The 22,065-nt window shown below is 68.4% G+C and carries 18 protein-coding genes; 12 read left to right on the forward strand and 6 right to left on the reverse strand.

The annotated features are described in order from the left end of the window. The first annotated feature begins 85 nt into the window (after nucleotides 1-85). Nucleotides 86-637, forward strand: a complete 552-nt coding sequence (locus AC1D2F_RS08360; RefSeq protein WP_229995161.1) for a metallopeptidase family protein — start codon at nucleotides 86-88, stop codon at nucleotides 635-637. On the opposite strand, the gene AC1D2F_RS08365 is transcribed toward AC1D2F_RS08360, so the two are convergent. Genes AC1D2F_RS08365 through AC1D2F_RS08375 form a run of 3 tightly spaced genes read right to left on the reverse strand, consistent with a single transcriptional unit; the run spans nucleotide 634 to nucleotide 6,285 of the window. After that, the gene (locus AC1D2F_RS08365) at nucleotides 634-2,346 is read right to left on the reverse strand and encodes a DUF5719 family protein (protein ID WP_476966539.1); all 1,713 of its coding nucleotides are present in this window, start codon (nucleotides 2,344-2,346) and stop codon (nucleotides 634-636) included. The genes AC1D2F_RS08360 and AC1D2F_RS08365 overlap by 4 nt on opposite strands. Beyond that, nucleotides 2,339-5,713, reverse strand: a complete 3,375-nt coding sequence (locus AC1D2F_RS08370; RefSeq protein WP_476966540.1) for a glycosyltransferase — start codon at nucleotides 5,711-5,713, stop codon at nucleotides 2,339-2,341. The genes AC1D2F_RS08365 and AC1D2F_RS08370 overlap by 8 nt, the downstream gene beginning before the upstream one ends. A gap of 29 nt (nucleotides 5,714-5,742) precedes the next feature. Next, a complete protein-coding gene (locus AC1D2F_RS08375) occupies nucleotides 5,743-6,285 on the reverse strand; it encodes a WhiB family transcriptional regulator (protein WP_229995170.1) in 543 nt (180 codons plus the stop codon). Nucleotides 6,286-6,643: 358 nt separating this feature from the next. Between AC1D2F_RS08375 and AC1D2F_RS08380 the strand changes: the two genes are divergently transcribed. Next, nucleotides 6,644-7,348 (forward strand): TIGR03089 family protein, encoded by a 705-nt coding sequence (locus tag AC1D2F_RS08380; RefSeq protein ID WP_229995164.1) that lies wholly within the window; start codon nucleotides 6,644-6,646, stop codon nucleotides 7,346-7,348. Nucleotides 7,349-7,377: 29 nt separating this feature from the next. On the opposite strand, the gene AC1D2F_RS08385 is transcribed toward AC1D2F_RS08380, so the two are convergent. Next, nucleotides 7,378-7,965 (reverse strand): GtrA family protein, encoded by a 588-nt coding sequence (locus tag AC1D2F_RS08385; RefSeq protein WP_229995165.1) that lies wholly within the window; start codon nucleotides 7,963-7,965, stop codon nucleotides 7,378-7,380. A gap of 268 nt (nucleotides 7,966-8,233) precedes the next feature. On the opposite strand from AC1D2F_RS08385, the gene AC1D2F_RS08390 reads away from it, so the two are divergent. The 5 genes from AC1D2F_RS08390 (at nucleotide 8,234) to AC1D2F_RS08410 (ending at nucleotide 14,061) form a co-directional block, all read left to right on the forward strand. Further along, entirely contained in the window at nucleotides 8,234-9,382 is a 1,149-nt protein-coding gene (locus AC1D2F_RS08390) for a 5-(carboxyamino)imidazole ribonucleotide synthase (protein WP_476966561.1), read from the forward strand. Continuing rightward, a complete protein-coding gene (purE, locus tag AC1D2F_RS08395) occupies nucleotides 9,379-9,990 on the forward strand; it encodes a 5-(carboxyamino)imidazole ribonucleotide mutase (protein ID WP_476966541.1) in 612 nt (203 codons plus the stop codon). Before AC1D2F_RS08390 ends, purE begins: the two co-directional genes overlap by 4 nt. Nucleotides 9,991-10,000: 10 nt before the next feature. Beyond that, on the forward strand, nucleotides 10,001-11,647 hold the full coding sequence (locus tag AC1D2F_RS08400; RefSeq protein ID WP_476966542.1) for an LCP family protein: 1,647 nt from the start codon (nucleotides 10,001-10,003) through the stop codon (nucleotides 11,645-11,647). A 148-nt stretch (nucleotides 11,648-11,795) separates the two neighbouring features. Continuing rightward, the gene (manA, locus tag AC1D2F_RS08405; RefSeq protein WP_364747231.1) at nucleotides 11,796-13,085 is read left to right on the forward strand and encodes a mannose-6-phosphate isomerase, class I; all 1,290 of its coding nucleotides are present in this window, start codon (nucleotides 11,796-11,798) and stop codon (nucleotides 13,083-13,085) included. A 4-nt stretch (nucleotides 13,086-13,089) separates the two neighbouring features. After that, complete coding sequence (locus AC1D2F_RS08410; protein ID WP_364747229.1) at nucleotides 13,090-14,061, forward strand: lipid II:glycine glycyltransferase FemX; 972 nt, start codon at nucleotides 13,090-13,092, stop codon at nucleotides 14,059-14,061. Between the two features lie 46 nt (nucleotides 14,062-14,107). Here the strand turns inward: AC1D2F_RS08410 and galE are convergent, their stop codons facing one another. Then, entirely contained in the window at nucleotides 14,108-15,082 is a 975-nt protein-coding gene (gene galE / locus AC1D2F_RS08415; protein WP_364747227.1) for a UDP-glucose 4-epimerase GalE, read from the reverse strand. Between the two features lie 166 nt (nucleotides 15,083-15,248). Then, entirely contained in the window at nucleotides 15,249-16,271 is a 1,023-nt protein-coding gene (gene glpX, locus AC1D2F_RS08420; protein ID WP_175460428.1) for a class II fructose-bisphosphatase, read from the reverse strand. 212 nt (nucleotides 16,272-16,483) lie between these two features. On the opposite strand from glpX, the gene AC1D2F_RS08425 reads away from it, so the two are divergent. The 5 genes from AC1D2F_RS08425 to AC1D2F_RS08445 all read left to right on the forward strand — a co-directional run bounded on the left by AC1D2F_RS08425 (nucleotide 16,484) and on the right by AC1D2F_RS08445 (nucleotide 21,947). Beyond that, entirely contained in the window at nucleotides 16,484-17,200 is a 717-nt protein-coding gene (locus AC1D2F_RS08425) for a DUF4245 domain-containing protein (RefSeq protein ID WP_476966543.1), read from the forward strand. 9 nt (nucleotides 17,201-17,209) lie between these two features. Beyond that, nucleotides 17,210-17,824, forward strand: coding sequence for a carbonic anhydrase (locus tag AC1D2F_RS08430; RefSeq protein ID WP_229995697.1), 615 nt, complete (start codon nucleotides 17,210-17,212; stop codon nucleotides 17,822-17,824). Nucleotides 17,825-17,895: 71 nt separating this feature from the next. After that, complete coding sequence (locus AC1D2F_RS08435; protein ID WP_090576918.1) at nucleotides 17,896-19,332, forward strand: class II fumarate hydratase; 1,437 nt, start codon at nucleotides 17,896-17,898, stop codon at nucleotides 19,330-19,332. A gap of 177 nt (nucleotides 19,333-19,509) precedes the next feature. Beyond that, nucleotides 19,510-20,226, forward strand: coding sequence for a TetR/AcrR family transcriptional regulator (locus AC1D2F_RS08440; RefSeq protein WP_476966544.1), 717 nt, complete (start codon nucleotides 19,510-19,512; stop codon nucleotides 20,224-20,226). Beyond that, nucleotides 20,223-21,947: an MDR family MFS transporter gene (locus tag AC1D2F_RS08445; RefSeq protein ID WP_229995694.1), complete on the forward strand. Its 1,725-nt coding sequence runs from the start codon at nucleotides 20,223-20,225 to the stop codon at nucleotides 21,945-21,947. Before AC1D2F_RS08440 ends, AC1D2F_RS08445 begins: the two co-directional genes overlap by 4 nt. The last annotated feature ends 118 nt before the right edge of the window (nucleotides 21,948-22,065 follow it).

Genomic DNA, 22,065 nt, shown 5'->3' on the forward strand with positions numbered 1-22,065 from the left:
ACCGTGGTCGTGCCGCGGCGGTGCGGCGGCGGATCGCCGCATGGCCTGTATCGCGTAAATCATTCCGCGGGTTTAGAGTCAAGATATGCAGTCATCGCACCACGATTCGGGTTTTACGGTCCGGTTGGCTGACCCCGACGCCGGACGTACAGGCGCCGGCTCCGGCCCCACCGGCGCGCCTGTGGCCGGATCGCCCACCGCTGTCCGGGGAAAAAACTTCCGGCAGCGCCGCAGGAACCGGCACGGCCGGGGTCTTCGTGGCGAGCTCATGCTCCCCACGCTGCCCGGCTACCGGACCCGCTCCGACCGCTTCGATGACTTCGTCCTGGACTCGGCGCAGCGGCTGCACGATATCTGGGGCAAACCCCTCGACGGTGTCCGCTTCGCCGTCGACGAGATCCCTCCCGGCCTGGAGCAGCTCGTGGCGGACCGCACGCCCGCGCCGATGGGCGCCTTCACGGCCGCGACGGCCGAGGACGGACCGGTCATCACGCTGTACCGCCGGGTGGTGGAGCAGGCGTGCGGAACCCGGGACGAGCTCCAGGACCTGGTCCACGACGTCGTCGTGGAATACACGGCTGAGATGCTCGGCGTACCCCCGGAGTCCCTCGACCCGGTCTATCGCCGCCGGTACTAGTACCCCAGCGTGACAGGGACCTGTTGTTGTCCTGCCGCTTCCGGCGCCAGGGCCACCGCGGAAATGTCCTGCCGGCCATCCCGCCCCAGGACCAGCGCCCCGTAGGCTGGGTCCCCGGCGGCGGACACCACATAGCCCACGAGCGGCGAGCCGCCCACGTCCGTGGGGACCTTGATGGACACGGTGGTTCCGCCGGCAATGTCGGCGGTACCGGCGGTCCGGATTTTGCCGTCGGCCGTGATGGGTGTGTAGGTCACTGTCGCCCGGCCTTCGGGTGCACCGAAAACGAGCTGCCGGTCCCCGGTGCGGGGAACCGGAACGATGTGCTGGCTGCCCAGCCGGGCCGAGGCGGCGGAAAACGCAATGTCCGCGGCGTCCCCGGACTGCAGTCCCCGCGTGAGCCGGGCAGTGGCCGCGAACGAGACATCGGAACTTGCCGCGACGGTGTAGGTCCCGGCCGGGACCCCGGCCAGGGAAACTTCCGTGACTGCGCCGGCCTTCGCCGTGACCACGCCGCCGCCGGGCAGCGCCTTCTGGCCGTCGCGTCCATACAACTTGATCTCAACCACGGCATCGGCCGCCCCGGGCACGGTGATTTCCAGGGCCGGTCCCGCATCGGCGAAGCCGGGCTTTGCCGTGAGCGCGGCCAACGCCGCCGGATCCTGGATCTCGAGACCGGCGGCCACCTGGCTGACGGACGGGGCGGTGCCGGGGGTGATGAAGTCGACGCCGCCGGGCGTGAGGCCGCGGAGCACGCTTTGCTGGATGACGGCAGCCACCGGGCCGCCCGTGCTGCGGACCCGCACGCCGAGCCGTTCCTGTCCCGGCGCAAGCCCGGCCAGGACTATGGAGCGGGTGCTGCCAGGCGCCACGAGCAGGCCGCGGCTTCCGGGCGCCGGGATCAAGCCCTCGGAGCCAAAGAGGTCCAGGCTCACCGTCGCCGGTGTGCTGGAGGCATTGGTGAGGTTCAGGACTGCCGACCGGCCGAGGGCCGTGTTGGCGCCGACCAGCCAGAGATCGTTGCCGGGTTGTTGGCAGGCGGCGGCCGCGGAGCCTTGGAGGTCCCCGTCCTCTGCCGTGTAGCTCAGGACGGCGCCGGCTGCTGCCTGGCGGTTGTCCTGGGCATCGGCGCTGAGGACGCTGATGTTGTCCACCTCTCGCTGGGGCACGACGCCGGCGATCAGCACGGGCGTGCGGGCCGCAGCCGCGGAGGCGGTGGGCGCAGCCGCGGCGCCCTTGGCGATTTCGGCGAGGGGGGCACCCTTGAGCGGCGCCAGCCGGCTCCCGGGAATGACGCCCGCGCTTGAGCCGAGCACAGCGGCGCTGACGGAGGTCTTCGCGGTGCCGGATTCCGGACTGAACTGGGGGTCGGTGCCCACGGAGGTGCCCTCAAGCAGCCGGGCCGGGCCCGGGCAGACTCCGACGCTGCTGCCGGCCGGCACCGAGGCCACAGGGGCCTCGAGATGCCGGCTGGCGGGACTCTGGGGGGTCAGCGACGCCGCCGACACGAGGCCTCCGCCCGCGGCAACGAGGGCGACCGCGGAGAGGATACCGCCGATCATGCCGGCCCGCGGCACGCCCCTCTTCCGCAGCGCCGCACCGGCGCCGGACTCGCCAGCGGCCGGGGTTTCCGTCATGGAAGATGCGTCCGTCGGGGTTTCCGGCGCCGGACCGGCGTCGTTTTTGTTTTTGTTGTCGCCCTTAGACATGCTGATGTTCCTTACGCAGGGAGGCTTCGTCCCTGGACAGGCCGGCGTTGGACCGGCGGGCAGGCATGGGCACGGCCAGGAGGACGGTCAGCCCGATCATCACGGCCTGCGCAATTCCGATCAGGACGGCCCAGGGTGCTTCATAACGGATGCTCAACTGGCCGCCCTGGGCGGGCAGCGTGAATGCCTGGGCCCATCCCGACGTCGTTGAGGTCAGGCGGCGGCCGTCCAGCCAGGCGCTCCAGCCCGGATCGGCCCGGTCGGCAAGAACCACCAGGCGGCCCTCGGGGCCGGCCGGGATGGTGCCGGCGGCCGAGACTTCCTCCGCAGGCAGCAGGCCGACGGTCGTGCCGGTGCCGTCCACCACGCGGACCCGGTGTGCGACGTCGGAGGCCTTGCTACCGGGCCGGTCCAGGGGGCTGACCCGCCAGAGCCAGCCTGTACCGGTCTGGCCGACGGCGACAAGACCGGGGACGGCGTCCATGCGGCTGGCCGTCAGCTCGGACGCTGAATCGGCAACCCGGAGCACGACAAATCCGACGCCGAGCCGCTCGAGGTCTTCCCGCGGATCCACGCCTTCGCCGGCCACAATGGTGGCCACGACGTTCCGGAGCGAACCGGCGACGGCGTCGTCGTCGCGGACCGTCTCTTGGCCTGGCGCCCCCATGATGCCGCGGGCCGCGGCGATCGTGGACAGGGCGTCCAGAGTGGTGCCGGCGCCGCGCATAAGTGTTGCGTCGAAGCTTCCGTCCTCGTTGCTGGCAATCAGGAGCGTCTTGGACTGTTCCGGGCCCTCGCCGCGGTCAACCGCCGTGGCCGGCAGGGTGCGGGCCTGGGTTGGCTGGACGAGCCTCGGGGTCCCGAGACCGGCGGGTTCCCCGGCGGCTGGCTGTGCCAGTGACAGGGCAGGTGCCGTGGGCTGCAGCAGGTTTTGCGCGCTCCACAGGGTGAACCCGGCCAGGGGTGCGGCCAGCAGCAGCGTCAGGGCTGCCGCGGCCGTGCCGCGGATCAGGACCTTCCGTGCCAGCCCGGTCTCCGCGGTCCGGTCGGCGGCGTCCAGGAGTCCTTCTGCTGCGATAAGGGCGGACCCCAGGAGGGCGAAGGCGGCCGCCGATACGGCGGGGCCGGGGAACGGCGTGACCAGGACATCGGCGCTGGCGCCGGAGGCGACATGCCCGGCGAGCCAGCCGCCGGCCAGCATCAGGACTGCGACGGCCCACAGGCAGCGTGCCGTCCAGGTGCGGCCTGCCAGCACCATCCGGCGCGGCAGGAACAGCGCGGCGAGGGCCAGAAGCAGCACCGGCAGCCCGAACAGCAAGGCCAACAGCAGTGCCCATGGCAGCCCGGTGGAGCCCGCGGCGGACGCGCCGAAGGCGCTGAGTCCGGTGAGTCCGGCGCCGGCGTCGAAACTCAGAGGCTGGCCCAAGGCCTGCTGCCACAACGGGGCGGCGTCGAAACCGAGCGGCAGGCCCGGGTCGGCCAGGAGCGCCCGCGGCCGGTCCAGGACCGAAAAAGCGAACGGCAGGAACAGGGCCAGGCTTGGCAGGAGCGCCCACCACACCGTGCGGCCGCGGCGGCCCAGAAGCACGCCGCACAGGGCAACGACGCTCAGGCAGGGCACCAGCAGCGACGGCGCCGCCGCGGTGACCACGGCCATGGCGAGGCCCGCAGCGGCCGCGGCCGTCCAGGAGGGCGTGCCGTTGATACCGGGGCGGGCGGCGGGCATGGGCGCGAGCCTGCCTTGGCCGGGCGCCGGGACGGCATGGACGCCGCGGCCTGCCGCCGTCCCGGTCGCCCGGAGCAGCGCCAGGACGAGCACCGGGATCATGACGTGCGCAATCAAGGCGCCCAGCCGGCCCTGGTTGAGGGAAACCTGGAGCGCCGGTGCCGCGGCCCAGACCAGGGCGGCCGCCAGGCGCAGTCTCCTGCGCGCCGTCAGGGCGCCGGCGGCGAACCAGGCGCCCAGCGCGGACAGCGGCATGGCAAGGATCAACAGCCAGCCGACGGCGCCGTTGGCGTCGCCGGCACCGAGCACTCCCAGCATCCACAGGAGGTAGCCGAAGGGGTCGCCGTGGCCCGGAAGGCCCGCTCCGAGGCTGATCCACCAGGTGGAGGCATGGTTCCAGATTTCGGAGAGGCGCAGTGAAACAGGGATCAGCGCGCCGCCGGAAACTGCCGGGGCCCGGAACAGGCTGAGCAGTCCGGTCAGGGAAACCGCCAGGGTCAGGAGTATGGCCAGCACGGCACCGTTGCCCACCCAACCGCGGTCCGGGGTGGCGATGGCGGCGAAGTCGTCGGCGTCCCCGGTAGGCTGCTCTGCCAGCGGATCGGTGCCCGTGGGTCCGTCGCCGTAGTCGTCGGCGCCAAGCGCCTCGATCAGGGAGCGCCGGTGCGCCCAGACCTCCCGGCGCGGGGTCTGCAGCCCTTTCATGACGGAGCGCCGGACCCGGCGGGTGCGGGCGGCGTTGCGCCGTCCGCGGATCACCGCGGCCGGGCGGCCCAGCGCGGCAAAGGTTGCCAGCAGCTGGGAGAACCCGTGCCCAGGGTCCTTGACTGCAATGCTCAGGACAAGTTTGAAGAGGCTCCCCAGAAGCGCGCCGGCGGTGTGCAGCGGGACTTTCCAGCCGGCCGCGTGTTTGAGCCGCAGATGGACCTGTGCCTTGCGTGCGGCGGTCGCGTTGCCCAGGGCGTGGGGACGGTGCGAAACATGGAACATCCTCGCGCTCGGGACCACCACCACGCGGTGCCCGGCGAGGCGGTTGCGCCAGCAGAAGTCGACGTCGTCGCCGCTTCCGGGCAGTGCCGGATCGAAGCCCCGGAGCTCCTCCCAGACGTCGCGGCGGACCAGCATGCCGGCGGAATTGACGGCAAAGGTATCGCTGCGGCCGTCGTACTGGCCCTGGTCGAGCTCGTCGGCGTCGATCAGCGTCAGTCGCTCGGCCCAGCGGCTGGTGGAGAGGCCGACGTCGATCAGCCGCCGCTCGGCATGCCAGTCCAACTGCTTGCAGCCTGCCACCGTGACCGACGGCGCGCGCTCGACCGCGTGGAGGAGTTCGGCGAGGGCCTCAGGTGCCGGTGCGGCGTCGTCGTGCAGCAACCAGATCCACTCGGCGCCCGGCGCGCCGCCGGGTCCGTCCGCAGGCCACGGTGAGAGGTCCTTGAGCCCGGCCATGACGGCTCCGCCCATGCCGGACCTGGGCTGATCGAAGACGGTGACGTTGGCCTTGCCCAATTCCTGTTCGAGGAGGGCAGCGGAGTGGTCGCGGGAGCCGGTGTCGACACCGATCAGGGCGTCGACGGGCCGCGTCTGGGCCGCCAGCGCCGCAAGGGTCCTGGGGAGAAAATCACCGCCGTCGTGGGAGACCACGACGGCGGTGACTCGTACTTCCTGAAGAATTAGACTGCTCGCTTCCTAAGCCGGCGCCGCTCGCGCTCGGAGAGGCCTCCCCAGATCCCGAAACGCTCGTCGTTGGACAAGGCGTATTCGAGGCACTGTGAACGCACGTTGCAGGCGCCGCAGACTTTCTTGGCGTCGCGGGTGGAGCCGCCCTTTTCAGGGAAGAAGGCTTCGGGATCCGTCTGGGCGCACAGGGCATCGGTCTGCCAGCCGAGCTCGCCCTCGTCGTCGAAATCCTGCCGGGACGGCAGTCCGATCCAGACGGGCTGCGCGGGGGAACCGGAACCGGGCGAATAGAGCTCCATCGGCGGGTCGAGGGGATCGGTGTCCTGATCCGGGCCGGCAAGGAGTTCGTCGTGCGCTGCGAGGAAGGCCGTGGCGGCCCCCTGCCGGGAATCCTGGGTGTGTTCGTTATAGCGGTCAACCGCGTCCGGATCGGCCGGATCTACGTACCAGTCACTCGGCACGCCGCGTGACCGGTATTTCGCCGTGGCCTGGCCGGCAACTACGGCATCTTCATGGATACGCTCTGCTAGCCCCATGGCGTCCCCCTCCTGATTTGCAGCCACTGCACGACCCCCTTTGGCACTCGGTTGAGTGCCGGTTTATGCGCAGCGGCTTAGATAACTAATTACACGCGTGTAAGTATCCGGGAGTCAAGCCACGGCGGAGATAATAATCAACTTGATACACAAAGTGCAGGCACGCCACGCCCGGAATTTTTTCGCCTCTTCCGCAAGAACCCGCGGAATAATCAGGGTACTGAGCACTTCTGCGGGTTTTCATTGAGTTTTCGGGAAATTTTTCCCGCCCCCGTGCGAAGGTCGCCGGACGCGGCCATCCCCGACGTGACGGACGTCACGGCGCCTGGGGTCGGATGGGCCGTGGCAAGATGAGGACATGAGCATTCCGGCAATCGAACTGATGACAGCGCTGCGATCGGGCCAGTCCACAGCGCCCCGGCTGACCTGGTACGGGCCCGATTCGGAGCGCGTTGAACTCTCCGGCCGCGTGCTGGACAACTGGGTGGCGAAGACTTCCAACCTGTTGCAGGACGAACTCGACGCCGAACCCGGCATGCGGCTGCGACTGGACCTGCCGGCGCACTGGAAGTCAGTGATCCTCGCCCTGGCGGCCTGGCAGCTCGGCATGGAAGTGGTCTTCGACGACGCGGAGGCGGAGCTGCTGGCCACCGCGGACCCGGGCCCGCGCGCTGCAGCGGGCGGGTTCGACGCCGTCCTGGCGGTGTCCTTGCCGGCGCTGGCGATGCGCTGGACGGGCGAGTTGCCCACCGGCGTCCTCGATTACGCCGCCGAGGTGCGCTCCCACGGCGACATCTTCATGCCCCATGTGGATCCGGAAGCAGAGCGCCTCGCGGTCCGCACCTCGGACGGCACAGTCCACGCGCACGCTGCACTCCTGGACGATTTTGCCGCGGCCCGTGACACGGGCCTGCGGCTGCTCGTTCCGGCGGCCGACGGCCTCGAGACGGTTCTTGCGCAGTCACTGGGAACCTGGAAGGCCGACGGTTCCGTGGTCCTGGTGCACCCCGAGGTCGAGGTGACGGGCAAGCTGCGGGCCGCCGAGCGCATCAGCGGGAACTGAACCTCAGCCACTGTTCCTCAGGCTTTCCCTCAGGCAGGCGGGCCGGGCAGCTCCGGATCCTTGACGGCTTCCCGGACGGCCGTCCTGGAAACGCTGGCACCGGGCTGCGTCTCCTGCGGCGCGTGCGGGTGCCGTTCGATGATCTCGTGGTCGTGCGAGAACTCCGGCTCTTCGTCGAGTTCCTGGTTGAACACGAGGAAGCGGTAGGCAAAGAACCGGACCACGGTCGCGACAAGGATGCCGACCACGCCGGCCAGGAAGAGCATGTTCTTGTCGGTGACACCCATGCCGTACTTCGCGATGGCGGTGAGGCCGGTGGAGATGCCGATGCCGATCCCGTTGATGATGACGAACATCACGAACTCGCGCAGCACGTTGGCCTGCCGGCGGTGCCGGAACGTCCAGAAACGGTTCGCAATCCACGAGAACACCGTGGCCACGCTGGCCCCGAAGAAGCGGGCCTTGGCCTCGCTGTCGGTCATGGGACCGTGCATCAGGTAATACGTCAGTCCGTTGTCAATGACGAACGCGATGCCGCCGACGGCGCCGAACTTGGCCACTTCGCGCCAGAACAGCGAGACCAGCCCGCGCATGCGCTCGTTAAGTGTAGTAATCATGACCCTCCGTGGCCTTTTGGAACTGTCGGCCATTGGGCCAAACGCCCATTTTACCGCCGTTTCCCGGGAGTCCGCCCTCAGTGGCCGTTCAGAAGGCGACCTGCGGACCCGACGCCGGGCGGCGCCGTAGCGGGCACGGAAGGCTCCCTTCGGCACCCTTCCCGCGCTTGCCAATCCCCAAAAGCCGGGTTCCCGTGAGGTTTTCGGTAGGCTGGGACTTGTGACTTTTCCTGTAATCGGTGTTGTTGGCGGCGGCCAGCTTGCCCGAATGATGGCCCCCGCCGCGACCGCCCTGGGCTTTGAACTCCGTGTTCTCGCCGAAGGCGAGGACGTCTCTGCCGTCTCTGCCGTGGCTAACGCCCCGGTTGGCGACTACACGGACCTGGAGCATCTGCTCGAGTTCTCCCGCGGCCTGGATGTTCTGACCTTCGACCACGAACACGTCCCCACGGCGCACTTGCGGTCCCTGATCGGCGCCGGCGTGAACGTCCATCCCGGCCCGGATGCCCTGGTCAACGCCCAGGACAAGCTCGTGATGCGGGCCGCGATCGACCGGCTCGAGCTGCCCAACCCCAAGTGGGCCAGCGTCGCCGATGTCGCGGACCTCGTCGCCTTCGGCGAGCAGACCGGCTGGCCGGTGGTGTTGAAGATGCCCCGCGGCGGTTACGACGGCAAGGGCGTGCGCATGGTGTCCTCGGCCGAGGACGCGGCCGGCTCCGCCGACTGGTTCGAGGCCATGTCCCCCCTCCTGGCCGAAGCCAAGGTGGACTTCAGCCGCGAGCTCTCGGCCATGGTCGCAAGGACGCCGGACGGTGAAACCCGGGCCTGGCCGGTTGTGCACACCATCCAGGTCGACGGGGTGTGCGATGAAGTGATTGCCCCGGCCCTGGACATCCCCCTCGATGTTGCCGCGGCCGCTGAGAACGCCGCGGTCCGGATCGCCAGCGAGCTCGGCGTGACCGGTGTCATGGCCGTCGAACTCTTCGAGACGCCGGGCGTGGGCGCGGGCTTCCTGATCAACGAGCTCGCCATGCGCCCGCACAACACCGGGCACTGGACCCAGGACGGCTCGGTGACAAGCCAGTTCGAGCAGCACCTGCGGGCCATCCTGAACCTGCCGCTGGGCGCCACAGACCTGCTCGGGCCCGTCGTGGTGATGAAGAACTTCCTCGGCGGCGCCAACCAGGACCTCTTTTCCGCCTACCCCGCGGCCCTCGCGAGCGAGCCGGCCGCGAAGGTGCACTGCTACGGCAAGGCCGTCCGGCCCGGCCGGAAGATCGGCCACGTCAACCTGGTCGGGACCTCAGCCGCCGACGTCGACTCCGTGCGGCAGCGGGCCACCACCGTGGCCGACATCATCCGAAACGGCCGGGCACATGCCGGCACAACGCCGGCAACCTCCGAGGAGACCGCATGAGCGCCGCACCCAGCCCCGAAGCCAACACCGCAGGAACCCCCCTGGCCGGCACCCGCGCGGACACCCCGATCGTGGGCCTCGTCATGGGCTCGGATTCGGACTGGCCGGTCATGGAAGCCGCCGCCGAAGCCCTCGCAGAGTTCGGGATCCCGTTCGAGGCCGACGTCGTCTCGGCCCACCGGATGCCCACGGAGATGATCCGCTACGGCCAGAGCGCCCACGAGCGCGGCCTTCGCCTCATCATCGCCGGTGCCGGCGGGGCAGCGCATCTTCCCGGCATGCTCGCCTCGGTCACCCCGCTGCCCGTGATCGGCGTCCCCGTACCCTTGAAGACCCTGGACGGCATGGATTCCCTGTTGTCGATCGTGCAGATGCCGGCCGGTGTTCCGGTCGCCACCGTCTCGATCGGCGGGGCTCGCAACGCCGGACTCCTGGCTGTGCGCATTCTGGCCTCGGGCACGGACGAACTCGCCGTCCAGCTCCGGGCGGACCTTCTGGACTTCGCCCAGGAACTGAACGACGTCGCAACCCGGAAGGGCGCGAGCCTGCGGCACAAGGTCAGCGAAGTGTTCGCCGACGGCAACGTCGCCACGCGGGGCAGCCGTTAGGATTCCCGGCATGAGCAACAGCTACGCCCCCACGCACCGCACTGAGAGCCCTGGGCAGTCCGGGCGGGTGCTGCGCGACCCGGTCCGGCACCCCTCCGGAGCCCCGGCCCCGGTGCTGACCAAACGGGCGTTCGTCCTGATCCTCATGACGCTCCTGGTCCCCGGCAGCGCCCAGATCGTCGCGGGCAAGCGCCGGCTCGGGCGGGCTGCGCTGCGCGTGACCTTCACGGTCTGGGCGCTGGCCTTGATTGCCGTGCTGCTCCTGCTCGTGTCCCGCTCCACGCTGATCAATATCCTCGCCGGCCAGGTGCCCTCGCTCTTGCTGGTGCTCGGCCTCGGGCTGCTGGCCATCGGCTGGGGCGCCTTGTTCCTGAACACCTTGCGGCTGATCCGGCCCGGGCTGCTCGCCCCCAAGATCCGCCCCGCGGTGGTGCTGGCGCTGGTGCTGGCCATGATCCTCAGCAGCGGGTCCCTGGGCTATGCGGCCTACCTGCTCAACGTCAGCCGCGACGCCATCGGCAGCATCTTCTCCGGTTCCGGTCCCACCCTTGAACCTTCCGAGGGCCGCTACAACTTCCTGATGATGGGCGGCGACGCCGGAGCGGACCGCACGGGCCGCCGGCCGGACAGCCTCTCAGTGATCAGCGTCGATGCCAAGACCGGCAACACGGCGATCATCTCGGTGCCCCGCAACCTCCAGAACGCCCAGTTCAGCGCGGACTCCCCGATGCGCCAGGTGTATCCGGAGGGCTACAACTGCGGCGACGAGTGCCTGATCAACGCGATCAACACCGAGGTCACCAACGAACATCAGGACCTCTATCCCGGGGTGGCTGACCCCGGTGCGCAGGCCACTCTCGAAGCGGTGTCCGGAACGCTGGGCATCAAGGTCCAGGCCTACGTGCTGGTGGACATGGACGGTTTTTCCAAGCTGATCGACGCCATGGGCGGCATCCGGATCAAGGCCGGCGGCTGGGTCCCCATCAGCGGACCGATGGTGGATGAGGCCAACGGCATCCACGGCATGCCGGACGGCTGGATTCCGGCAGGCGACCAAACGCTCGACGGCTTCCACGCCCTCTGGTACGGCCGTTCCCGGGAATTCGTGGACGACTACGCCCGCATCCAGCGCCAGCAGTGCGTGCAGCAGGCGATGCTGAAGCAGCTCGACCCCGCAAAGCTGCTGGCCAAGTTTGAGGATATCGCCAAGGCTGGCACCAAGGTGGTCGAATCGAACGTCTCCTCCGGCCAGCTCGGCAGCTTCGTGGACCTGGCCATTAGGGCCAAGGGCCAGGATGTCAGCCGCCTGACCATCGGTCCGCCCGACTTCGACGCTGCTTTCTCCACGTCCCCGGACTTCGACATCATCCACGAGCGGGTGGACAAACTGCTGGCCAGCCCGTCGGCCGGCGCAGCTGATAACACCGTCGTTGACGATACCGTCCTGCAGCCCGGAACGGCGGCGGGGCCGCTCTCTGCCGCCGGTGCCGCGCCGGCCACCGAGCCCCCGCCCTCGCCGTCGGACTTCACGCCGGTGACCACCACGCCGGACGGCGAGCCGATCACCGAAGAGATGCTCAACCAGTTCAAGCGCAATGGCGACGAACAGTCCATCCGCGACCTCGTCGCCACCAACGGCCAGTGCGCGCCGCTCTAACACCGGCCCGCACGCCGGGCACCGCCCGCTGCCCGCGGCGCGGGTGCCCGGGTCAGAGTGACCGCAGCAGTTTGAGCACAGCACAGTGACCACAGAACATTGAGCACAGCATAGTGACCACATTCATTGACGAGACAGGGACCAGGCCATGTACGAACTTGAGAACGTCCTCCGGCCCTATGCCTGGGGCTCCCCGACAGCCATCGCCCAACTGCTGGGCAGGCCCGCTTCCGGCGGTCCCGAAGCGGAGCTCTGGGTCGGCGCCCATCCGGACTCCCCTTCCGTCGCGCTGACGCCGGCGGCCGGGGGTGCCGGTCGGCACGCGCCCGAAACGCGCGACGACGGGCGGCTCGCGCTGGACACCCTGATCGCCGAGGACCCGGAACACAGCCTGGGAAGCGCGAGCGTGGCCGCATTCGGTCCGCGCCTGCCGTTCCTGCTCAAAGTCCTCGCGGCCGAGGCGCCGCTGTCCCTGCAGGTGCACCCGACGCTCGCCCAGGCCCGGGAGGGCTTCGCACGTGAGGAGGCGGCCGGCGTCGACCCTGCCGCCCCGGAACGCAACTACAAGGACGCCTTCCACAAACCCGAAATGATCTTCGCGCTGACACCGTTCGAGGCGCTCTGCGGTTTCCGGCCGGCCGCGGAATCTCGCGCGGTCTTCCTGCACGTGGCGGCGTGCTTCGATCTCGCCGGGCTGGAACTGCCGCCGCTTGTTCCGATGCTGCTCGCAGACCTGGCGCAGCCGGACGAGCCCGCGGCCCTCCGCTCGGCCTTCGAGCGGCTCATCGCCGGCGGCGAGGACGTCTCGCAGGCCACGGCGATGATCGTGGCCGCCCTCGTCTCCGGTGCGCCCATGGGATCGCACGTGGCGGAGCTGACCACGGTGGTGAACCTCAACCATGACTACCCCGGAGACCCGGGCGTCCTGATTTCGCTGCTGCTGAACCGGATCTCGCTGGCGCCGGGTGAGGCTGTCTACCTGCCGGCCGGAAACGTCCATGCCTACCTGCGCGGCCTCGGGATCGAGGTCATGGCGTCCTCGGACAACGTGCTCCGCGGCGGGCTCACGCCGAAATTCGTGGACGTGCCGGAACTGCTCAGAACGGTCGCGTTCGAGGCCGTCGCCGTGCCCATGCTCCCCGCCGAGACCACAATGCTGGGCCAGGAACTCTACCGCCCGCCGTTCCGGGAATTCCAGCTGCAGCGCATTGAACTGGCGCCCGGAGCGGAGCCCGTCCCGCTGGCGCAGTCCGGTGCCGCCGTCGTCATTGTCACCGCCGGCTCCGTCCGCCTCGACTCCCCGAAGGGTGAGCTGCGGCTGGAACGGGGCGCCAGCGCCTTCCTGCCCGCCGCCGAGGCCCCGGTCAACGTCCACGCCGTCTCCGGCGCCACCGGCCCCGCCCTCGCATTTGCCGTCACCACCGCATTGGAAGCCTGACACCATGGATTATTTCCTGCAAAGCCCGCAGTGGGCACAGTTCCAGCGCGCGCTGGGGCGCACGGTCCACGAACAGTCCGGCTCCGGGTGGCGCTTCCTTGCGGTCGAGGAATCCAATCCGGCCGGCAAACTGCTGTACTCCCCCTATGGTCCGGTGGCCGAGTCGCTGGCGGCGTTCGATGCCGCACTGGCGGCCCTGACGGACCTCGCCCGGGCCAGCGGGGCCGTGTTTGTCCGGATTGAGCCGGTCACCGCAGGCTTCACTGCCGCCGAGGCCGACGCCGTACTCCGCAGCCGCGGCCTGCAGCCGGCCCCGGTCAGCCAACAGCCAGAGCTCAGCTGGATTGTGGACCTCGACCGGGATTTCAAGGACGTCCTGGCGGATATGAAGCCCGCGAACCGGAACCTGTTCCGCAACATCCACAAGAAGGGCGTGACATTCCGCTCCAGCCAGGATCCGGCAGAGATCGCCGTTCTCCTGGAGTTCTTGCACATGACGGCCGCCCGCAACGGGTTCAAGCCGCAAAGTGACGAGTACCTGACCCAGGTGGCCGCCTCGCTGATGCCGGCCGGTGCCGCGACGCTGTTCATCGCAGAGCTCGACGGCCACCCCATTGCTGCAGCCCTGGCCTACGACTCGGCCGACACCCGGACCTACGCCCATGCCGCCCTTGATGCCACCCACCGCAAGCTCAGCGCGGGCATCCCCCTGCTCGTCACCCTGATCGAGGACGCCCAGGCGAAGGGCCTCAAGCACGTGGACCTCTGGGGCGTGGCGCCCGCGGATGAGCCCGAGCACAAATGGGCCGGGTTCACGGCGTTCAAGAAGTCGTTCGGCGGCCGCGGGATCGCGTATCCCGGAACATGGGACCTGCCGGTCCGGAAGGTGCGCTACGGCAGCTACCAGCTGGCCCGCAAGGGCGCTCAGCTCGCAAAGAGGCTGCGCGCCCGGTCCCGGGCCCTGGCAAACCGCTAAGGACGCTGCCGGCACAGCGTCCCGGTGGCGGCGTTGGCTGGCGGCGCTAGCTGGCGGCAGTGATCGCGTGCCGCTGGGCGTCGTAGGCGCTGGCCACCATCTGCTCCACGGAGTGCCGCATCTTCCAGTCGAGATCGCGGGCAGCCAGCGTGCCGTCGGCCACGATCCGGTCCGGATCCCCCGCCCGGCGCGGGCCGATTTCCGGTTCGAAGTCGATTCCCGTGACGTTCGCCATCGCCGTCATGATCTGGCGTACGGACAGCCCGTCCCCGGATCCGAGGTTGTACACACGCTCCAGCGACTTGCCCGCCGCGAGGGCCTGGGCGGCGGCCACATGCGAGGTGGCGAGATCGGCCACGTGCACGTAGTCACGCACGCAGGTTCCGTCCGGCGTGTTGTAGTCGATGCCGTTGATGCGCGGCGTCTGGCCCGCGGTGAGAGCCCGCAGCACGATCGGGAAAAGGTTGTGGGGGCTGGTGTCGTAGAGCTCGGGCGAGCCGGAGCCGACCACGTTGAAGTACCGCAGCGAGGTGTGGTTCAGGCCCCGCGCCCGGCCCTGGTCCCGGATCAGCCATTCGCCGATGAGTTTGCTCTCGCCGTAGGGCGATTCCGGGTTGGTGGGCGTGTCCTCGGTGACGACGTCGCCGGTGGGCGTGCCATAGGTGGCCGCGGATGAGGAGAAGACCAGTTTGTCCACGCCGGTGAGTTCCATGGCCTTGAGCAGCTGCGCGGTGCCTGTGACGTTCTGTTCGTACGTCAGCAGCGGCTCCTGGACCGAAACCCCGGCGTACTTGAAACCGGCCAGGTGGATCACGCCGGTCACCGCATGGTGCCGCAGCGTGTGGGCCACGAGGTCGGCGTCGAGGATGCTGCCGTGGATAAACGGCACGTCGGCCGGCACGAACTCGCGGTGCCCGCTGGAGAGGGAGTCAATCACCACCGGCTGGATCCGGGCCCCGCGCAACGCGGAAACCACATGAGAACCGATATATCCTGCACCGCCAGTTACGAGCCACGTCATGGCTCCACCCTATCTAATCCGGTGCCTCCGGCGCCGCACCGCGGCATCAGAACCGCGATTAAGACGGCGAATCCCGGGTCGCGGAGGCGGCCCGGGATTCGCTGTATTCACTGGTGCAGTTCAGTGGTGCAGTTCAGTGGTGCAGTTCAGTGCTGCTGTTCAGGTGCTAGCTCTTGCGGGCGTAGCCTTCCCACTTGCTGGCCTGGTGCTCGCCGTCGACAAAGCGGATGGTGCCGGACTTGGAGCGCATCACGATGGACTGGGTAAGGACCTTGTCCTTGGAGTAGCGGACGCCCTTGAGGAGGTCGCCGTCGGTGATGCCGGTGGCCGCGAAGTAGCAGTTGTCGCTGGAGACGAGGTCGTTGGTCGAGAGCACGCGCTCGAGATCGTGCCCGGCGTCGATCGCCTTCTGCTTCTCGTCGTCGCTCGTGGGCCACAGGCGGCCCTGGATGACGCCGCCGAGGGACTTGATGGCGCAGGCCGCGACGATGCCTTCCGGGGTTCCGCCGATGCCCATGAGGGCGTCGACGCCGGTGCCGGCGCGCGCAGCGGCGATGGCCCCCGCGACGTCGCCGTCCATGATGAACTTCGTGCGGGCGCCGGCTTCGCGGATTTCCTCCACGAGGGGGCGGTGCCGGTCGCGGTCCAGGATCATGACGTTGAGCTGGTTGACCTTGACGCCCTTGGCCTTGGCGATCAGGTGCAGGTTCTGCTTGACCGGCAGGCGCAGGTCAACCATGTCGGCCGCTTCCGGGCCGGTGACGAGCTTTTCCATGTAGAACACGGCGGAGGGGTCGAACATGGAGCCGCGTTCGGCCACGGCCAGGACCGCCAGGGCATTGTTGATGCCGAGGGCGGTCAGCCGGGTTCCGTCGATGGGGTCGACGGCGACGTCGCACTCGGGACCGGTGCCGTCACCGACGTGCTCGCCGTTGAACAGCATCGGGGCTTCGTCCTTCTCGCCCTCACCGATGACCACGACGCCGTTGAAGTGCACGGTCTGCAGGAAGGAGCGCATGGCGTCCACGGCGGCGCCGTCGGCCTTGTTCTTGTCGCCGAAGCCTACCCAGTGACCACCGGCGATCGCCGCGGCCTCGGTGACGCGGACAAGTTCGAGTGCGAGGTTGCGGTCAGGCTCGTCGATCCCGACGGCAAGCGAGGGGGAAAGCGTGGAGTACTTCTGGGACATGGGCGCTGGTGTCACGTGAACCTCTTCTTCGAGTGGCGGTCGTTGAACCCGTACGGCCAGGATCGATCCGTCGCGGTGATTCGTCTGATACTGATCATAGTCGGGGCGGGCGCGCAAGGTCATGGGATGACAGGCGCGTGACGCACTTCACCTCTGGGCGGCCGCTGCGCCGCGAATGTGAGATCGGCCCGGACATGCGCGACTATAGAGGGGTGAGCGAATTGCAGGACACGTCCCCCGCCGCCCCCGGTTCTCCGGCTGGCAGCTCCCCCGCGACAGGCCCGGACACTTCCGGACAGCCACCGGTGAAGCCCGTCATCGCCGCCGCGGCGGCCAAACGCGCCAATGCCTCCGTCATGGGCATGATCATCGCCCTGGTGGTGAGCATCGCCGCGTTCCTGCCGATCGTCCTCATGAACCCCTCCCCCAAGGCCGACGGCTACCGGCCCAACATCAACGTCAGTGCCATCGCACAGAGCGCGGTGGGTGTGGCGGGGTTCACACCCGTGGCGGCCGATACCGGCGACACATTTCGCGCCAACTACGCCCGCTGGCAGTCCGGCGCCGGCAGCGGCGTCCCCACCTGGGAAGTCGGCTATCTGACGCCCAAGGAATCCTTCATTGCCCTGGTGCAGGCCCGCGAGGCCAACCCCACGTGGCTCCTGCAGCAGACCAAGAACGCGCCGGTAACCGGCACCCGTAACGCGGGCGGCCGGGACTGGGAGCTGCGTGACACCGGCAAGGGCGAGAAATCCATGGTGCTGACCGAACGCGGCACCACCGTGATCCTGTCCGGATCCGCGACGCTGGAGGAGTTCTCCGCCCTGGCCGACGCAGTGGTGAAGTCGCTTGAAAGCAATCCGCCTGCCGGGGCACGGTCCAGCACGCCAGGCGCAACAGTTTCCCCTTCGGCCACCCCTTCACCGTAAAGTGGCCACGTGGCTACTTATCTGACTCCCGCGCTCGCCTGGCAACGTCTCCGTGAAGGCAACAAGCGTTTTGTCGCCGGCACGTCATCACACCCCAACCAGGACGCGTCGCGGCGCTCGTCGCTGGTAGAAAACCAGCACCCCTTCGCCGTCATCTTCGGCTGCGCCGACTCCAGGCTCGCCGCCGAAATCATCTTCGACCTGGGCCTCGGGGACGCATTTGTCGTCCGCACCGCCGGCCAGGTGATCGACGATGCCGTGCTCGGCTCGCTGGAATACAGCGTCAGCGAACTGGACGTCCCGCTGATCGTCGTCCTGGGCCACGACAACTGCGGTGCCGTCACCGTGACCAAGGCGGCCGTTGAAACAGGTCAGATGCCGGTCGGATTCATGCGCAGCCTGGTGGAGCGGATCACCCCGTCCGTACTGACCTCGCTGCGTAACAATCAGACCGACATCAACGACATGGTGGTCGAAAACGTCAAGCAGACCTCGCAGAGGCTCGTGGACAGTTCCCGGGTGATTTCGGGCGCCATCGACAGCGGCCGCACTGCCGTGATCGGTCTCGCATACAGCCTTAATGACGGCCGGGCCGACCTCGTCTCCAGCATCGGCCGGCTATAAACCCCGGCGCCCGGCCCTTGCAGGCCGTTCACGGTTTTCGATGGGACTCCCACTCCCAATAAGCTAGCCCCATGACTTCCACAGATGAGTTGAACACCGAAGAGTTCCGCATTGAACACGACACGATGGGCGAAGTCCGCGTTCCCGTGAACGCCCTGTACCGCGCACAGACGCAGCGTGCAGTCGAGAACTTCCCGATCTCGGGCAAGACCCTGGAGCGCGCCCACATCGAAGCCCTGGCCCGGGTGAAGAAGGCTGCCGCCCAGGCGAACGCCGAACTGGGGGTGCTCGACGGCGAGCTCGCCCAGGCGATCGCCGACGCCGCCGACCAGGTTGCGGCCGGCAAGTACGACGGCGACTTCCCGATTGACGTCTTCCAGACCGGGTCCGGCACGTCCTCGAACATGAACACCAACGAGGTCATCGCCGAGCTAGCCTCGCGGGCTCTCAAGTCCGCCGGCAGTGACAAAGTTGTCCACCCGAACGACCACGTCAACGCTTCACAGTCCTCCAACGACGTCTTCCCGACCTCCGTCCACGTTGCCGCCACGTCCGCGCTGATCAATGACCTGATCCCGGCCCTCGGCTACCTGGCCGAGTCGCTGGAGCGCAAGGCTGCCGAATTCAAGGACGTCGTGAAGTCCGGCCGCACGCACCTCATGGACGCCACCCCCGTCACCCTGGGCCAGGAATTTGGCGGCTACGCCGCCCAGGTCCGCTACGGCATCGAGCGCATCAACGCCTCCCTCCCCCGCGTCGCCGAGGTCCCGCTTGGCGGAACCGCTGTGGGCACCGGCATCAACACGCCGGCCGGCTTCCCCGAGCGCGTAATCGAACTGCTGGCGGCCGACACCGGGCTGCCCCTGACCGAGGCCCGCGACCACTTCGAGGCCCAGGCCAACCGGGACGGGCTCATCGAAGCCTCCAGCCAGCTGCGCAATATTGCGATCTCCTTCATGAAGATCAACAACGACCTGCGCTGGATGGGCTCCGGCCCCAACACCGGCCTCGGCGAAATCGCGATCCCGGACCTGCAGCCCGGCTCCTCGATCATGCCCGGCAAGGTCAACCCGGTCATCTGCGAAGCTTCCATCATGGTTTGCGCCCAGGTGATCGGCAACGACACCGCCATCGCGTGGTCCGGCACCAACGGCGCATTCGAACTCAACGTCGGCATCCCGGTCATGGCCGCCAACCTCCTTGAATCCGTGCGCCTGCTGGCCAACACCAGCCGCGTCATGGCCGACAAGATGATCGACGGCATCACCGCTAACGTGGAGCGCGCCCGCTTCCTCGCGGAGGCCTCGCCGTCGATCGTGACCCCGCTGAACAAGTTCATCGGTTACGAGAACGCCGCGAAGATCGCCAAGAAGGCCGTGGCCGAGGGCCTGACCATCCGCGAAACCGTCGTCTCCATGGGCTTCCTCGAGCGCGGCGAACTGACCGAGGAGCAGCTGGACACGGCCCTGGACGTCATGTCCATGACGCGCCCGCCGCACAAGGCCTAGCGGCTCCTGGCGGCGACGCCGCCCTGTTGGGACCATCCGCCGGCCGGCACCCTTCCTGGAAGGGTGCCGGCCGGCGGCATGTCTGCACCCTGGAATCGGGGCGGTTCCCCGCTCGTGCCCGTCCGTCAGCACGGCCATCTTTTGCACTATTTAGTAATAAGTGCAAAAATACACTCCATGGGAAACAGTGCAACTAACACGGGGGGCCTCCGCGAGCGCAAGCGGGCCGCAACACGGGCGAGCATCACCGCCGTCGCGCGTTCCCTGACCGCCGAACGCGGCCTCAGCGGCTACACCGTCGAGGAAGTCTGCGAGCGGGCGGGCATCTCCCGCCGTACCTTCTTCAACTACTTCCCCGCCAAGGAAGACGCGATCCTCGGCCACGTCGACGACGACTTTCCGGAAGGGGTGGTGGCACGGTTCATGGCAGGCGGCGCAGGATCGCCTCCCGGCGAAATATCGGCCTCACTCCTCGACGACCTCGTGCGGCTGTCCCTCGATCTGTCCGAACGGATGAGCGGCTCCGAGGAAGAGACCCGCCAGCTGATCGGCGTGATCAAGAAGGAGCCGCAGCTGATGCTCCGGATCATCGGCGCCACCGAGGAACGCGAGGCAGAGTTCGCCAGGCTGCTCGCGGCCAGGGAAGGCGTCGCTGCCGACCATCCCGTGGTCCGCATGGCCGTTGTCCTCCTGGGCAACGTTGCCCGGAAAACCAGCGCCGATTACTTCTCCGAAGGCAACACCCGCCCTTACAGGGCCATGTTGCTGGAAAACATTGCCGCCGCCCGCACACTCTTCTCCCTGCCGTTCACCATGTCCCCATCCGACACCTCCGGCTCCGAGACCGCTTACTCCGACACTGCCCAGTTCAACCCTTCCGAAGGAGCGCAATGAGCGCCGCCGTCAGCACCAAACCAGCAGCCGAGCCGCTGCTGCTGACCCAGAAACGCATCTGGATCATCTTCTCCGCCCTCATCGCGGGCATGCTGCTCTCCAGCCTTGACCAGACCATCGTGTCCACCGCCATGCCCACGATCGTCGGCAAGCTCGGCGGCGTGGAACACCAGGCCTGGATCACCACGGCCTACCTGCTGGCCACCACCATCGTCATGCCGATCTACGGAAAGTTCGGCGATATCCTGGGGCGCCGGAACCTGTTCCTCGTCGCCATCGGACTCTTCACGCTCGCCTCCGTCGGCTGCGCCCTCGCCACGGACTTCTGGGGCTTCGTGATCTTCCGTGCCGTCCAGGGTCTCGGCGGCGGCGGCCTGATGATTCTGTCCCAGGCCATCATCGCCGACATCGTTCCGGCCAAGGAGCGCGGCAAGTACATGGGCCCGCTGGGTGCCATCTTCGGCCTCTCCGCCGTCGCCGGGCCCCTGCTGGGCGGTTTCTTCGTGGACCACCTGACCTGGGAATGGGCCTTCTACATCAACATCCCGATCGGCATCGCCGCGTTCACCATTGCCTGGTTCACCCTGACGCTGCCCAACAAGAAGGCCGAGAAACGGATCGACATCCTGGGCGTGCTGCTGCTCTCCGCGGCCACCACGTGCCTGATTTTCTTCACCGACTTCGGCGGCAAAAAAGACGAGGGCTGGGATTCGCCGCTGACGTGGGCCTTCGGCGCCGGGCTGGTGCTCGCCGCAACCGCCTTCGTCCTGGTGGAACGCCGGGCCGAGGACCCCATCATTCCGTTGAGCCTGTTCAAGAACCGCATCTTCGTGAACTCCACCGCCATCGGCTTCACCCTGGGCCTGGGCATGTTCGCGGCGATCGCCTTCGTCCCGACCTTCCTGCAGATGTCCTCCGGGACCTCCGCCGCCGAATCCGGCCTGCTGATGCTGCCCATGATGGTAGGGCTCATGGGCATGGCCATCTTCTCCGGCATCCGCATCTCCAAGACCGGCAAGTACAAGCTGTTCCCGGTCCTCGGTGCCACCCTGACCATCGCGGCAATGCTGTGGTTGACCACGCTCACGGCTGCCACCCCCATCTGGGTCATCTGCGTGCAGCTGTTCATCTTCGGCGCCGGCCTGGGCTCGATCATGCAGGTGATTGTCCTCGTGGTGCAGAACTCCGTGCCTGCAGACCAGATCGGCACGGCAACGAGCACCAACAACTACTTCCGTGAGGTCGGCGCATCCCTCGGCGTCGCAGTGTTCGGCTCCATCTTCACCACCCGGCTCTCCGAGTCCCTGACGAACGCCTTCACCGGCGCGGGGGCGTCCGCTGAGCAGGCGTCGCAGTCCACCCGGACGATGGACCCGCAGATGCTCAGCCAACTCCCGGCGCAGCTCAAGGATGCGATCGTCAACGCCTACGCGGACTCGCTGGCCCCGGTCTTCTGGTACCTGCTGCCGTTCCTGGGCATCGCACTGATCCTGGCCCTGACCCTCAAGCAGATCCCGCTCTCGGACACCGCCGGCATGGTGGCCCGCGGAGAAGCAGTCGGCGGAGAGGAAGCCGAGCGGCTCGAGGCGGAACGGGCGGCAGCCCGCCACGGCACCGAAAGCTCGGAGGACCCGAACCGCGACGAGCCGGAAGGGCCCGCCGCGCACAGCAACGCCGACGAGCCCAGCCGCGACGACGCGTTCACCAGCCTGCGCGGCTGACGGTCCGGTTTCGGCCCGCCCGCCGGCGCCCGCCAGCGGGTGCCGGCCAGCGCCAGCCAGGGACGCCGCAATCTTTGGGGGTTGCGGCGCCCCTGCTGCGTGCCGGGCCGGTCAGGGC

It is taken from the genome of Arthrobacter sp. P1_B3 (assembly GCF_056406615.1).